Origin of the sequence: Amycolatopsis oliviviridis (assembly GCF_014654365.1) — a bacterium.
Lineage (GTDB): Bacteria > Actinomycetota > Actinomycetes > Mycobacteriales > Pseudonocardiaceae > Amycolatopsis > Amycolatopsis oliviviridis.
Genome location: NZ_BNAY01000009.1, coordinates 321,943 through 336,836 on the forward strand (window position 1 = coordinate 321,943; position 14,894 = coordinate 336,836).

Genomic DNA, 14,894 nt, shown 5'->3' on the forward strand with positions numbered 1-14,894 from the left:
GCGCGCGCAAAAAGTCCTTGCCGTCGCGATCCTTACTGGTCGTGACGGTCCTCGCGCTGCTGGCCGGGGTGATCGGCCCCGCCGCGCGCAACGAGACACCAGGCTCGGCCGACGCGGCGGAACGGCTGGCACAGGCGATGGCCTTGTCGCCCAAACAGAAGACAGGTTCCGCCTCGGGCCACGACGACGATCAGGGCACGCCGAACGCGGTCGGACCCAAGTCCTTGCAGTCGAAGTTCCCCGAGGTGGGCGGGGGCACCGAGACGGTGCTTGGCAACCAGGTCCGGGTCGAGAAGGGCCCGAGCGAGGTCAAGGGCTTCGACAAGGCCACCAGCCGTGAACTGCCCGAGAAACGCACGGCCAAGGAACGCACGTACGCGAACACCGACGGCACTCAGACCACCGAGTTCAGCCGCGAAGACGTCAACTACCGGACCGCCGACGGCAAGTTCCAGCCCATCGACACCACGATCGTGCCGAACGGCCGCAAGCCGGGATGGCGTAACGCCGGGGACAACGTCGGGGTCGAATTCGCGCCCTCGGCGGCGAAGGATCCGGTCGTCAACGTGATCGTCGATCAGCATCGCCAGTTCGGCTACGCGGTGGACGGCGTCGCGGACTCCGCGGGCTCGGTTTCGGGGAGCACCATCACCTATCCGTCGGTCCGGCCGGAATCCGATCTCCGCCTGGACGTCTTCCCCGGCGGGGTGAAGGAAACCCTGGTCCTCAAGTCGCCGGACGCGCCGCACAGCTGGATCTTCCCGCTGAAACTGACCGGCCTGAAGCCCGCCATCGTCGACGGCAGGGTTTCGTTGTCCGACGACAACGGTCACGAAGTGGCGCAGATTCCGCCCGGTGTGATGAACGATGCCAACCAGGATCCGGCCAGCGGCGACTTCGCGACCTCGAACGGTGTCACTTACCGGCTCATCGAGCACAAGGGACGCCCCGCGCTCCAGGTGGATCTCGACTCGGCCTGGCTCCGTGATCCGGCCCGGCAGTACCCGGTCGAGGTCGACCCCAGTGTGGACACCGGCAAGGCCAACAACAGCATGGTCGTCCAGAACGGGAGCCGCGGCGACGGAGGTTCCGAGCTGAAGGCGGGCACGACCGGAAGCATCAAGGCCGCCAGCTACCTCGCCTTCGATGGCGTGCAGGATCGCTTGCGCAACCACAAGATCTTCGGCGCTTATCTCAGCCTCGCCAACTCCTGGTCGTGGTCCTGCCAGCCGCGTCCGTTGTCGGTGCATCCCGTCGTCGCGCCATGGGGCAGCAGCGGCGGATTCCCCGGTCCCGCTGTCGGCCCGGCTTTGACGGACTCGTCGTTCGCACACGGCTACGTCGGCCGCGGACAGTCCCGCTCCAGCTGCCCGGCGGCCTACGAGCTGATCAATCTCGGCGTTCCCGGGCGTGACCTGGTGCAGCGCTGGGTCACCGGTGCGCAAGCGAACTACGGCCTCAGCGTCCGCGCGTCCGAGACGGATCCCTTCGGCTGGAAGAAGTTCGCCGGTCACCGCACGGTGAACCCGCCGGTCCTCTATGTGACGCACTCGATCTACGACGCCGAATATCGCGTGGACTCCGGTGTGATCGATCCGCCGGTCACCAAGATCCAAGACGGCAAGATCAAGATCACGGTGACCAACCGCGGTGCCGAGACCTGGACCGGGCCGACGTACGCACTGGGCTACCGGGCCTTCAAGACGAACGGGCAGCCGGTGGCGTCCGTCGAGGCCGCGACCCTGGCCGGGGACGTTCCCCGTGGCGCGTCCGTGACGCTCGAAGCGAAGATCAAGGCCATCGATCCAGGGGACTACATCCTCGACTTCAGCATGCTGCGACGCGGTGGCGCCTGGTTCACCGACGAACAGATCCCGCCGATCAGGTTGATGATGCGGGTCATCGACGTACCCCCGGTGGTCAAAGCGCAGTATCCGCCGAACGGTTATTCCGCACCGACTCTGACCCCGCAGCTGTGGGTCGACGCCGTCGACGTGGACGCGCCGAACACCAACGGCCTGAAGTACCGGTTCGAAATCTGCGAGAACTACCGCCAGAATCCCGACGGATCGCTGACCGGGGTTTCGTGCACGGACTCCGGATACGTCGACAAGCGCACGTGGACGGTTCCGAAGAACGCCTTGCGGTGGAGCAAGGACTACCAATGGCGTGCGTTCGCCTTCGACGGGAATTCCGAGAGCCAGAAGCTGCCGCCCAGCCACCTGCTGACCGCGGTGCCGCAGCCCGAGATCACGTCGCACCTGGCCAACGCGCCCTACAGCGGCGGCCCGACGGACTTCGATCCGCAGACCGGTAACTACTACTCGAGCGCCGTGGACGCGACCGTCCGGGTCACCGGGCCCGAGCTCAGCGTCGCCCGCACCTACAACAGCCTCGACCCGCGGCGTGACCTGATGTTCGGCGCGGGCTGGTCCACGCGCTACGACATGCGCGTCGTCCCGGATGACGACGGCTCGGGCAATGTCGTCGTCACCTATTCCGACGGCCAGCAGATCCGGTTCGGGCGGAACGCCGACGGCACGTACGCGGCGCCCGAGGGACGCCAGATGGACTTCCATGCCGAGGTCGAAGCCGCGGGCGGCGGGTGGATGCTGGTCGACAGGTCGGCGACGGTCTACCGATTCCGCCCCGACGGCAGGCTGATCACCGTTCACGATCAGAACGGCCGGTACATCGAGCTCGACTACGGCACGGTCGACCACCTGAAACGCGTCATCAGCAGGACGAGTGACCGGATCCTCTATTTCAAGTGGACCGGGAATCACGTCACCTCGGTGAGCACCGACCCGATCGACGGCAAACAGCTCACCTGGAACTACACCTACGACGGCGACAAGCTGACCAAGGTCTGCGACCCGTACGGCGGGTGCACCGGCTACGAACAGACCTCGGGTTCGCACTACCGCAGCTCGGTCGTCGATTCGCGGCCCGCGTCGTATTGGCGGCTCGGGGAGACCGCCGGGGCCGACGCGAACAGCCAGGTGCAGACCAAGCTCGGCAAGGACAAGGGGACCTACAAGGACGTGGGGCTCGGCCAGCCGGGTCCCTTGGCGAACGCGGGCGACACCGCGGCGTCCTTCAACGGGACGTCCTCGGTGATCACCCTGCCGGACGGCACGGTGAAGAAGAACCGCGACCTCGCGATCGAGCTCTGGTTCAAGACCACTCAGGGCGGTCCGCTCTTCGGATATCAGAAGGCCCGGATCGACGAAACGCCGCAAGGCGCCGTTCCCGTGCTTTACGTGGGAACGGACGGCAAGCTGCGGGGTCAGTTCTGGAACGGTGCCGCCGGTCCGATCACCACTTCGGCGCCGGTGAACGACGATCAATGGCACCACGTGGTGCTTTCCGGCTCGCTCGCCACCCAGACGCTGTACCTGGACGGGCAAAAGGTCGGTACCGCCGCCGGCGAGATCCAGCATGACGACATCACCTTCAACCAGATCGGTGCCGCCTACACGGTGCCGCCCTCTTCGTGGCCCGGCTGGGGCACCCAGCCGCGCCGGTTCTTCTCCGGCTTGATCGACGAGGTCGCCTTCTACGAGTACCCCCTCGGGCAGACCGCCGCTCTCTCGCATTTCCAGGCGAAGGCGGGCGCGGACTACCTCTCGAAGATCACGCTGCCGAGCGGGCGGGTCGCCGCGAAGCTCTCCTACGACGTCGGCGCGGACCGGCTCAGCGAGTTCACCGACCGGAACGGCGGGAACTGGAAGCTCGTCTCACCCGTGGTCACCGGGACGGCGACGAACCTGGTGCGGACGACTCAGGTCACCGACCCCGGGAACCGGCTTCACTTCTACGACTACGACCCTGCCCGAGGGCGCATCCTGCGCTCCGTCGCGCCGCTCGGCCAGGGAATCCGAGCCGAGGACAGGCTGGACAACGTGGGCAAGCCGGTACCGGAACCCACGCCCGGCTGCCCACCGACGGGCGGCTTCTGCGGTGGTCCGGTGAACGGGGGCAGCACCTGGGTCGGCGGGCCGGTGGTGGGTCTGGGCGTGCGGACCTACGACTACGACGAGAAGGGTTTCCAGACCACCATCAGCGACGAACTGGGTGACCAGGTCGTCCTGACCAACGACGCGCGAGGAAATGTCACCGCCCGCAAGAGCTGCCGGGTCGCTCCTGGTGACTGCCAGACGAGTTACTACAGCTACTACTACAACCCGAATGACGTCACGGACGCGCGGAACGACAAGATCCTGTCGTCTCGCGACGCCCGTTCAGCGGACGCGAACGACTCCAGGTTCGCCACGACGTACACCTACACCGAAGGGTGGAGCCGCGGCCTGCTCGCGACCCAGACGACGCCCGATGGCGCCGTGGTCCGGCACGTGTACACCGACGGGACGGAAGCGGCCGTCGGCGGCGGGAACGTCCCGAGTGGACTGATCGAGAAGACGACCGACCCTCGCGGCGGCGAGATCACCTACTCCTACTACAAGAACGGTGACCTGGCCGAGCTGGTCAACGCCGCGGGCCTGACCACGAAGTACACCTACGACATGCTCGGGCGGAAGAAGACCGAGACTCAGGTCAGTGAAGCGAACCCGAACGGGGTCACGACCACCTTCACCTACGACCTGCTGTCCCGGCAGGCGACCGCCACGAGCCCGGGTTCGAACGACCCGGTCACCGGGGTCACCCACACCGCGCAGCGGAAGACCGACTACGACGCGGACGGGAACACGACCCGCGACGAGGTCCTCGACCTGACGGGTGGCGACCCGAGCCGCGTCACCAGCACGGCGTACGACGGCTTCGGCAGGCCGAGCGAGGTCACGGACGCCGAGGGCGGCAAGCAGTTCTTCGGGTACGACGGGTTCGGCAACCGCACCTGGATGGTCGACCCGATCGGGAACAAGTACGAGTACGCCTACACCGCCCGGAACGCGATCGCGGAGGTCCGCCTCCGCGGCTGGCACGGCGGGACGATCGAGGCCGGAACCGGCGAAGGGGACGGCGAAGGCGATGGTTCCCCCACGGCCTCGCTCACCCTCAAGTCGTTCGCCTACGACTTCGCCGGGCGGCTGATCCGCGAAACGGACGCGGTGGGACGCACCACCCGCTATCAGTACTACACCGACGACAAGCTGCGGAAGAAGATCGCGACCGACGTGGCGGACCCGGACAACCCTTCGGGCCCCAAGACGAACGTGACGCTCAGCGAACTCACCTACGACGCCGCCGGGAACGTGGTCCAGGAGGTCCGGCAGGGCGGCGGGACGACCACGTACGAATACGACTCCACGGGGCGACGGACGGCGCAGACCCACGATCCGGAAGGGCTGGCCAACCGGAGCGAGTTCCGCTACTCGCTCGCCGGTGACCTGACCGCGGTGACCCACACCGGGCGCAGCTCGAACAGTTCGCGCATCGACGCCGGACGGGTGGAGGGCACCGAGTACGGCTACGACACGGCCGGCCGGAAGATCAGCGAGTCCGTCCTCAATGGAGGGTCGCAGAAGCTCACGACCACCCGGAAGTTCGATCAGCGGGGACTGATCACCTCGGTCACCGACCCGCGAGGGAACGTCAGCGGCGCGGACCCGGCGGCGTTCACCACGAACCTCGGGTACAACAGCGCAGGGCTCGCGACGACCGTGACCGGTCCCGCGGTGGACGTCGAAAGCGGAGGCGCTCCGGCCACGCGCTCGCGGCCGCAGACGCTGACCGGGTTCAACACCTTCGGCGAGCCGACGGCGAAGCGGGACGCCAACGGTCACGTCAGCACGGTGACCTACGACCGTCTCGGCCGGGCCACCGACTCGTCGTCAGCGGACTACCGCAAACCCGGGGAAACGACGACGGCGAAGGCGGTGTCCAGGACGCAGTACGACGCCGCCGGCAAGGTCATCGCTTCCACCGACCCGAAGGGCGCCGTCACCCGGTTCCGGTACGACCAGCTCGGCAGGCTGCTGGAGCGGGTCGACCCTCGGGCTGACGCGGGCGATCAGGACGGCGGTGTCTGGAAGTACTCCTACACGAACGCCGGCGATCGGCTCTCCGTCACGGACCCGAACGGTTCGCGTCAGGAGACGACCTACGACGATCTCGGACGTCCGATCACCGCGACCCAGCTGGAGCGGTACCCGCAGCCCGCGGCGTATACGACGAAGCTTCGCTATGACGCCGCCGGAAACCTGAAGTCGACGACCTCGCCGTCCGGCGAGATCACCCGGTTCGGCTATGACGCGCTCGGCCAGCGCATCAACGCCACCGACCCGGCGAACGTCGTGACGCAGTTCGGGTACGACCTGGCCGGTAACCGCGTTCGCACCAGCGATGGCACCGGGAACACGCGGTACACGAGCCTCGACGGGGCGGGCCGCCCGACCGGCAGCTTCGATCTCGACCCGGGCGAGCGCATCCTGCGGAAGTCGTCGGCGAGCTACGACGCGGCGGGGAACCGCCTGTCGACCACGGATCCCTACGGTCACACCGTCAAATTCGGTTATGACGCGCAGGGAAGGATGACCCGGCAGGAAGAACAGGTCTCGGCGACCGACTCGATCGTCACCGGCTTCGGTTACGACGCCGCCGGACAGCGGACCCGGATCACCGACGGCCGGGCCAACGCGACGATCCAGACCTACAACTCGCTGGGACTGCCCGAATCCGCCATCGAACCCGTGACCGCGGCTCACCCCGAGCCCAAGGACCGGACGTGGACCACCGGGTACGACCTCAATGGCCAGGCCACGAACTTGCTGGCACCGGGTGGGGTGACCCGGGTACGCGAGTTCGACGCTCTGGGCCGGTTGACCGGTGAGACCGGTGGCGGTGCTTCGGAACCGACGACGGAACGGAAGCGCAGTTTCGACCTCGCGAGCCGGCTGACCAGTGTCGATTCGCCCGGCGGGGCCAAGGTCTTCACCTACAACGACAGGGGAGGGCTACTCACCAGCACCGGCCCGACGACCGGGGTGTCGACCTACGAATACGACGACTCAGGGCGTCTGGCCAAGCGTGTCGACACCGCTGGAACGTCGTCCTTCACCTACGACAAGGGGAGGCTCGCGACCCAGACCGACGGGCTGACCGGCGTGCGCCAGGCGATCGGTTACGACGCGGGTGGCCGTGTCGGGACGATCGACTACGGCGCGGGGCGGGTCCGGACACTGGGTTACGACGACTTCGGCCGCATGTCCTCCGACACGCTGAAGGCCGCCGACAACTCGACGCTGGCAGGCGTGGCCTACGGCTACGACCTCGACGATCGCCTGACGACGAAGAACACGTCGGGTCCGGAAGGTTCACGCAGCAACGTCTACGGCTACGACTTCGCCGGCCGGATGACGTCGTGGACGGCGAGCGGTGAGAAGACCGAGTACTCGTGGGACAAGTCCGGCAACCGGACCAAGTCCGGCGACAAGACCGCCACGTTCGACGAGCGGAACAGGCAGCTGACCGACGGGGCGACCACCTTCGCGTGGAGCCCCCGGGGCACGCTCACGTCGAGGACCGACGCGAGTGGTTCCGTGCAGTCCGGGTTCGATGCCTTCGACCGGGCGGTCAAGGAAGGTACCAACACCTTCGGATATGACGGCCTCGACCGGATGTCTGTCCGCAATGGACAGACGTTCGGCTACGACGGAACCAGCCTGGACCTGATAACCGATGGCACGGCGAAGTTCGCCCGCGGCACCGGCGGTCAGCTGCTCGGCCAGCGTTCGTCGGCCGGGGTGTCGCAGGTCGCGGTGACCGACCAGCACGGAGATGTCGTCGCTGGTCTCGATCCGGCCGGTGGCTTGAGCGGATCGACCACGTTCGACCCGTTCGGGAAGAAGCTCGGCTCGACCGGGTCGACCTCGACCCTCGGGTATCAATCCGACTACACGGATCCCGACAGCGGGAACGTGGACATGGGTGCTCGGTGGTACTCGCCGGGGACGGGCACGTTCACCGCGCGGGACGATATCGCGCTGCCGAGCAACCCGTCGGTCGCTTCGAACCGGTACACCTACGGCAACGCGGCGTCGATGAACGGAATCGACCCGGACGGGCATTCCTGGTTTGAATGCTTGGTTTCCCCGTTCTTCTGCGGAGTGGTGGCGCCGAAGCTTCGCGATTGGTTCGGCCCGCCTGCCCCGCCGGCCCAGCTGGGGCTGTCCAGCGGGGGGATCCGGGTCAACGGGAGTTATCTGGACGACGTGTCGGGCGGCAACTGGGCGCCCAACGCTCCTGGCGAGCCATCCGGTCTCGGCCCCGGCAAGGGCACTGGCAAGAAGGGATCAGGCATCGGTCGCGGTCCTGGAAAAGCCACCGGTACTCCAGGTCGTGGCGGCACGCCCGTTCCGGTGATCGACCACAGGGCTGCTGCTCAGCAGGCAGCGAAGAACAACCCGCTGCCGGTACCGAAGGCAGTGGCACAGCCGGTCTACGGTGGCGGCGGTGCCATCGCGCCGGTGTCACCGAGCCCGCATCTCCCGGCGATCGCTGTCGGTGGAAGCGCGGCCGCGGACAACAACGTCAACAAGATCACGAACGCTGTGACCGGGGACGGCCCGATCGTCCAGAGCGTCAACCAGTTGCCGCCGTCGGAACTGGGCGGAGCCAGCAAGTCGAACAACAGTGGCGGCTTCCCGTCCATCTCCGACGTACTGGATACGATCCTTCCGCCTGGGAGCCTGGCCGGCATGCTCTGGCAGTTGGGCAAGTCGGACAGCCCTTCCGAATTCGGGCATGGAGTGCTCGACATTCTGGGTAATATCCCTGTGCTCGGTGAGGTCGCGGATCTCTGGAACGCGGCGTGGTACGCCGATGACGGGGATGCGTTGAATGCCGGAATATCGATGGCCGCGGCGATTCCATTTCTCGGGTGGGGTGCGGCGGCGGCCAAAGCCGGAAAGACTGGGCTGAAAAATATCGGCGAACTCACGGCGGGTGTACCCCCCAGCGTTACGAGGAATGCTCTGGAGCCGCATGAGTTTGCGCAAGCGCAAGCAATCACCGGCTTCAGGGGTGGGAACTTGGTTGGAAATACAACAAAGAAGTTCCCTGGTATCGACGGCTGGTTGGATGGCGCGCCGGTGAGCCTGAAGCAGTACACCGGAGACAAGCCGGCCGGTGTCCTCCGGCACGCTTCAAAGGCAGAGGAGTCTGCGCGCAAAGCGGGCTATCGCGACGTTGACCTCTATGTTGAAGCGAAAAATGTTGATCTGTCGAGAATGATTGACTTCGCAAAGGGTGGCCCTTTGCGCGATATGCCGCGTCAGGGTACGATCAAGTCAATCTATATCGAGACGGCTAATGGCTGGCTGGTGCTGCCGGGGTGATTGATGTCATACGAATATGAGGCATGGTGCCTTGAAAAGCCTAATGTGGCGTCAATAGCGCGAGTTGTCAAGTTGATGATGCGCACTATTATTCCGTCTGATCTTGAAGTTGTTGTCGAGTATGACTCTGGAAGGCTGTGGAACTTTCGATGGGGGAATGAAGCGTCGGCCGTTGTTATTGTGATGACACCGGAATTCGCGGACATTCCTGGAGATAATTGGATTCTTTCCGCAGAAGGCGGCGCACGTGGAATGGAACTGTGTGAGCTTCTGTCGCTCGTGATAGTCGCTGCTGCGGCTGTCGTGCATGGTGGAGTCGTTATCGACGAGTCCAAGAGGCTGCCTGAAAGAAAGAATGATCCTTTTGGGGTGCTGCTCGACCTTGCGCGGTCTGGGGCAACGAGTGGTAAAGAGCTACTTCAGGTAGTTCGTAACGGGTCGTCATGTGACGACAGTTCGGCGGATCACAAGTAGGTGATGCGGGTGAAGATTCAGAAGCCGACGGTCGCCTTCTGGATCTTCACCGGCTTCGCGGGCAGCCCGTCCTGCGGCCCGTTCGGGTCCGTCGGGATGATCCCGGCGGCCACGATCTTGTCCAGCACGTCCATACCCCGCACGACCTTGCCCATCACCGAGTAGTTCTTCGGGATGTTCGCGAACGAGTGCACGATGAAGAACTCGCTGCCGTTGGTGCCGGGGCCCTGGTTGCCCATGGCGATGGTGCCGCGTTCGTAGGTCTCGGTGCCGTCGACCTCGTCCGGGAACTTGTAGCCCGGGCCGCCCTTCTCGGCTTCGTAGATGTCGCCGCACTGCAGGACGCCGAGGCGGGACGAGTTCGTCAGACGCCAGCACTGGCTGTGGTCGTAGAAGCGCTGCAGCGCGAGGCTCGCCAGGTTGTGCGCGGCGCACGGAGCGGCACCCGCGCGGTTCAGGCGCACGGTGACGGGGCCGTAGTTGAAGCGGAACGTGACGTCGATGGTGCCGCGGATCAGTGCGAAGGGCAGCGGCCGCAGGACCGGGCGGGCCGCGGGGTTCTCGGGCGTCGGCGTGAACTCGCAGCGCACGATCGGCAGCGAACCCGCGGAGGCGGCGGGTGCGGTCGCGGCTACCCCGGGCAGCAGGACGGCGGCGAGAGCGGAGACGACGGCGGTGACACCCCAGCGCAGCTTCATGAGGGGGAACCTAACCCAAAAGGGTGGTCGTCGGGTAGCGCTTCACGCGGGCGGTGCGCCCGAATACATGAAGGCCCCCTTCCTTGCGATAGGCGCAAGGAAGGGGGCCTTCATGTACATCGGCCGGGTGAGGGCGGCGGTGAGGCATCGGTCCAGGTGGTCGTGAGTGGCGATTCGGGTTAGAACACGAATCGCCACTCACGACCACCCGCACCGAACGGCCACCGCACATGCTGAGCTCGCTCGCCGCCCTGTACCTCGCCGCCACCGTCAGCCTGACCCCGCTGCCCCCGAACGAGATACGGCCCGACCAGGTCGAGCACATCGCCCTGCCCTGCGCCCAAACGGGGGCGTCCGCCGACGACACCGACGTCGCCCAAGACCTCAACCAGCAGCTCGCCACGAAGATGCGCGGCTACATGAACTCGTACAACACCTCGTGCGCCAGAGCGGTCGTCGAGACCGTCCGGAGATCGGGGTACAACGAGCGCGCGGCCGCCATCGCGATCGCGACGGTGATCGTCGAGTCGAGTATCGCCAACCTCGACGGCGGCCTCGGCGACTCGGTGGGGCTCTTCCAGCAGCGCGCGAGCTGGGGGAGCTTCGAGCAGCGGACCGACCCGGTCTGGGCGACCGGCCGGTTCCTCGCGGTGATGCGGCAGTTCTTCCCCAACGGCACCTGGAACGAGATCGCGATCGGAGACGTCGCCGCGGCGATCCAGCGGCCGGCGGCGAAGTACCGGCACCGCTACGGGATCGAGGCGGACGACGCGGTCAAGATCGTCGGCGAACTCTGGGCCCGGAACGACGAATGGCCCCTGCCCACCGAAGTGGACAGGGGCCATTGAGCCGTGACGGGACTACTTGCGCCAGGCCGTGCGCTGCTTGCGCATGTCGAGCACCAGCCCGAACATCATCAGCAGGGACAGCCCGATCAGCCACAGGTTCTCGGTCCAGCCGTGGTGGTTGCCGTACAGCATCACCAGCAGGATGATCGCGCACACCCAGCCCGCGATCCGCGTCGCCTTCGGGAAGGAACCGTGCCAGCCCCACTCGGCCGACGGCTCGTCGCGGGGGTCGACGGTGTCGACGCCCACCCGGCCGCGCTTTTCGACCGCTTTGCTCGCCACGATCAACTCCTCAAAACCCGATGGTCCGCTTGCTCGCGAATGATCCCACACCTGGCTGCACGCGCCCGACGGGCCCCGCGCGACAATGAGCCCCGATGACTACCTCGCGAAGTGTGCTCGTGCTCGGTTCGACCGGATCGGTCGGCGCCCAGGCCCTCGACGTCGCGGCCCGTAACCCGGACCTGTTCCGGGTCGCCGGCATCGCCGCGGGCGGCTCCGACCCCGCCGCGCTGGCCGCGCAGGCCCTGGCGCACCAGGTCGACGCCGTCGCCATCAGCAGGCCGACGGCCGTGGAAGACCTGCAGCTCGCGCTGTACGCCGAGGCGCAGAAGCGCGGCTACTCCAGCGGCGACTTCAAGCTCCCGCGGATCTTCGCCGGGGCCGACGCGGTCGTCGAGATGATCGACGCCACCCCGGTCGACGTCGTGCTCAACGCGCTCCCCGGCTCCCAGGGACTCCCGCCGACCCTGCGCGCGCTCGCCACCGGCGCCACGCTCGCGCTGGCCAACAAGGAGTCGCTGATCGCGGGCGGGCCGCTCGTGCTGGCCGCGGCCAAACCGGGCCAGCTGGTCCCGGTCGACTCCGAGCACTCCGCGATCGCCCAGGCCCTGCGCGCCGGACGCGAGTCCGAGGTCGCCAGGCTCGTGCTCACCGCCTCGGGCGGCCCGTTCCGCGGCCGCAAGCGCGAGGAACTGGCCGACGTCACCGTCGAGCAGGCGATGGCACATCCGACCTGGTCGATGGGCCCGCTCATCACGATCAATTCGTCCACCCTGGTCAACAAGGGACTGGAGCTGATCGAGGCGAAGCTCCTGTTCGACATCGAGACCGAGCGCATCGACGTGGTCGTCCACCCGCAGTCGATCATCCACTCGATGGTGACCTTTGTGGACGGCTCGACGATCGCCCAGGCCAGCCCACCGGACATGCGGCTGCCGATCGCGCTGGCCCTGCACTGGCCGGACCGCGTGCCCGGCGCCGCGGCCGCGTGCGTCTGGGACAAGCCCGCGAGCTGGACCTTCGAGCCGCTGGACAACGAGGCGTTCCCCGCCGTCGAGCTGGCGAGGCACGCCGGAACCGTCGGCGGTTGCATCCCGGCGGTCTACAACGCCGCGAACGAGGAGCTGGTGGCCGCCTTCCTGGCACAGAACACCGGCTTCACCTCGATTGTGGACACTATTGCCCAGGTGGTGGAAGCCGCCGACGAATGGCGTCGTGAACCTCGCGACGTGGACGACGTACTAGCTGCCGAGCGCTGGGCTCGCGCGCGTGCCGGTGCGCTGATCGGTAAGGGGAAGTAGCGCGTGGTCTTCATTCTCGGGATCGTGCTGTTCGCGCTGGGCATCTGTCTGTCCGTCGCGCTGCACGAAGCCGGTCACATGTGGGCGGCGAAGGCCTTCGGCATGAAGGTCCGGCGCTACTTCGTCGGCTTCGGGCCGACGATCTTCTCCTTCCGTCGCGGCGAGACCGAGTACGGCCTCAAGTGGATTCCGCTCGGCGGGTTCTGTGACATCGCCGGCATGACCGCGCTCGACGAGGTCACCCCGGAGGAGTCGAAGCGCGCGATGTGGCGCTTCAAGACCTGGAAGCGCACCGTCGTCATGTCGGCGGGCTCGGCCATGCACTTCATCCTCGGTTTCGTCATCCTCTACCTGATGGCCGTCACCATGGGCCTGCCGAACCCGGCCGCGCAGGCGGCCCCCACCGAAGCCGTGATCAGCGCCACGTCTTGTGCCCGCGCGGCCACCACCGTGGAGCAGCTGAACGACACGGCCTGCCCGCCCGGCGCCCCGACGCCCGCGAAGACCGCCGGCCTCCAGGCGGGCGACAAGGTCGTGTCCGTCGCGGGCAAGCCGATCAAGACCTGGCGCGAGATGCTCGCGGCCGTCCAGGTCGCCAGCGGGCCGACGCCCTTCGTGGTCGAACGGAACGGACAGCAGGTGAACCTGACCGTCGACGTGCCGCGCGTGCAGCGGCTGGTCGCCGACGGGTCCAACAACACCACGGTCAAGGACGTCGGCATGATCGGCGCCTCGCCGGTCCAGAACACCGCGCCGCCGCTGCTGACCTACGGTCCGGTCGACGCGATCGGCGGGACGCTCAGCTTCACCGGCACGATGTTCTCGGAGACCGCCAAGCGGCTGATCGAGTTCCCGTCGCGGATCCCCGCGGTGGTGGAGTCCATCTTCGGCGGCGAGCGCGACCCGAACACCCCGGTCAGCGTCGTCGGCGCCAGCCGGATCGGTGGCGAGGCCGCCGAGCGCGGGCTGTGGGAGATCTTCGTCCTCCTGCTGGCGAGCCTGAACTTCTTCATCGGCGTGTTCAACCTGCTGCCGCTGCTCCCGCTCGACGGCGGGCACATCGCGGTCGTCTGGTACGAGCGGGTCCGGGACTGGTTCCGGAAGCTGCGGGGCAAGGCGGCGGGTGGTCCGGTCGACTACACGAAGCTGTCCGCGGTCACCATGGTGCTCGTCTTCATCGGTGGCGCGGTCACTCTCCTCACCGTCACCGCCGACATCGTGAATCCGGTCAAGCTGTTCCAGTGACGGGGAAGCGCGGTTACGGAGCGCACTGTCAGCGCTGTTGGGCTGCCCAGGTAATGCTGCTCACCGTGACGGCTGACGTCGTGGATGTCCGCCGATCGGGGTAGGTACGCTTGACGGCGTGACTGTCGCTCTAGGTATGCCAGCGCTTCCTCCTCCCGTCCTCTCCGAGCGTCGCAAGACCCGACAGCTGCAGGTCGGGCCGGTCGGCGTCGGCAGCGAGCACCCGATCTCGGTGCAGTCGATGACCACCACGCTCACCTCGGACGTCAACGCGACCCTGCAGCAGATCGCCGAGCTGACCGCTGCGGGCTGTGACATCGTGCGCGTCGCGTGCCCGTCGGCGGACGACGCCGAGGCCCTGCCCGCGATCGCGAGGAAGTCGCAGATCCCGGTGATCGCCGACATCCATTTCCAGCCGAAGTACGTCTTCGCCGCGATCGAGGCGGGCTGCGCGGCGGTCCGGGTGAACCCGGGCAACATCCGCAAGTTCGACGACCAGGTCAAGGAGATCGCGAAGGCCGCGAAGGACCACGGCACCCCGATCCGGATCGGCGTCAACGCGGGTTCGCTGGACAAGCGGATCATGGACAAGTACGGCAAGGCGACCCCGGAGGCGCTGGCCGAGTCCGCGCTGTGGGAGGCGTCGCTGTTCGCCGAGCACGACTTCTACGACGTCAAGATCTCCGTGAAGCACAACGACCCGGTGGTCATGGTGCGCGCGTACGAGATCCTCGCCGAGCAGTGCGA

General features: G+C 66.9%; 7 protein-coding genes and 1 pseudogene. 6 read left to right on the plus strand and 2 right to left on the minus strand.

Annotated elements, in window-relative coordinates:
• Positions 1-41: 41 nt before the first annotated feature.
• Positions 42-9,299: a LamG-like jellyroll fold domain-containing protein gene (locus tag IE302_RS33710; protein WP_191258491.1), complete on the plus strand. Its 9,258-nt coding sequence runs from the start codon at positions 42-44 to the stop codon at positions 9,297-9,299.
• 3 nt (positions 9,300-9,302) lie between these two features.
• A complete protein-coding gene (locus IE302_RS33715) occupies positions 9,303-9,773 on the plus strand; it encodes a hypothetical protein (protein ID WP_191258492.1) in 471 nt (156 codons plus the stop codon).
• A gap of 17 nt (positions 9,774-9,790) precedes the next feature.
• On the opposite strand, the gene IE302_RS33720 is transcribed toward IE302_RS33715, so the two are convergent.
• Positions 9,791-10,471 (minus strand): peptidylprolyl isomerase, encoded by a 681-nt coding sequence (locus IE302_RS33720; RefSeq protein WP_191258493.1) that lies wholly within the window; start codon positions 10,469-10,471, stop codon positions 9,791-9,793.
• 230 nt (positions 10,472-10,701) lie between these two features.
• Here IE302_RS33720 and IE302_RS33725 point away from each other — a divergent pair, with 230 nt between their 5' ends.
• Positions 10,702-11,319, plus strand: coding sequence for a hypothetical protein (locus IE302_RS33725; RefSeq protein WP_191258494.1), 618 nt, complete (start codon positions 10,702-10,704; stop codon positions 11,317-11,319).
• Positions 11,320-11,331: 12 nt separating this feature from the next.
• On the opposite strand, the gene IE302_RS33730 is transcribed toward IE302_RS33725, so the two are convergent.
• On the minus strand, positions 11,332-11,601 hold the full coding sequence (locus IE302_RS33730) for a DUF2631 domain-containing protein (protein WP_191258495.1): 270 nt from the start codon (positions 11,599-11,601) through the stop codon (positions 11,332-11,334).
• A gap of 95 nt (positions 11,602-11,696) precedes the next feature.
• Between IE302_RS33730 and dxr the strand changes: the two genes are divergently transcribed.
• The 3 genes and pseudogenes from dxr to IE302_RS42890 form a co-directional block, all read left to right on the plus strand.
• Positions 11,697-12,902: a 1-deoxy-D-xylulose-5-phosphate reductoisomerase gene (dxr, locus tag IE302_RS33735; RefSeq protein ID WP_191258496.1), complete on the plus strand. Its 1,206-nt coding sequence runs from the start codon at positions 11,697-11,699 to the stop codon at positions 12,900-12,902.
• A gap of 3 nt (positions 12,903-12,905) precedes the next feature.
• Positions 12,906-14,147 carry a M50 family metallopeptidase gene (locus tag IE302_RS33740; RefSeq protein WP_191258497.1) on the plus strand — a complete coding sequence of 414 codons (1,242 nt, stop codon included), beginning with the start codon at positions 12,906-12,908 and terminating at the stop codon, positions 14,145-14,147.
• A gap of 118 nt (positions 14,148-14,265) precedes the next feature.
• Positions 14,266-14,894: pseudogene (locus IE302_RS42890) on the plus strand (flavodoxin-dependent (E)-4-hydroxy-3-methylbut-2-enyl-diphosphate synthase); the annotation flags it as partial.

What these genes read in the sequence shown, in the direction of transcription:
- IE302_RS33725 (WP_191258494.1), top strand. Translation starts at nt 10,702, where the DNA reads ATGCTGAGCTCGCTCGCCGCCCTGTACCTCGCCGCCACCGTCAGCCTG.
- dxr (WP_191258496.1), top strand. Translation starts at nt 11,697, where the DNA reads ATGACTACCTCGCGAAGTGTGCTCGTGCTCGGTTCGACCGGATCGGTC.
- IE302_RS33720 (WP_191258493.1), bottom strand. Translation starts at nt 10,471, where the DNA reads ATGAAGCTGCGCTGGGGTGTCACCGCCGTCGTCTCCGCTCTCGCCGCC.
- IE302_RS33715 (WP_191258492.1), top strand. Translation starts at nt 9,303, where the DNA reads ATGTCATACGAATATGAGGCATGGTGCCTTGAAAAGCCTAATGTGGCG.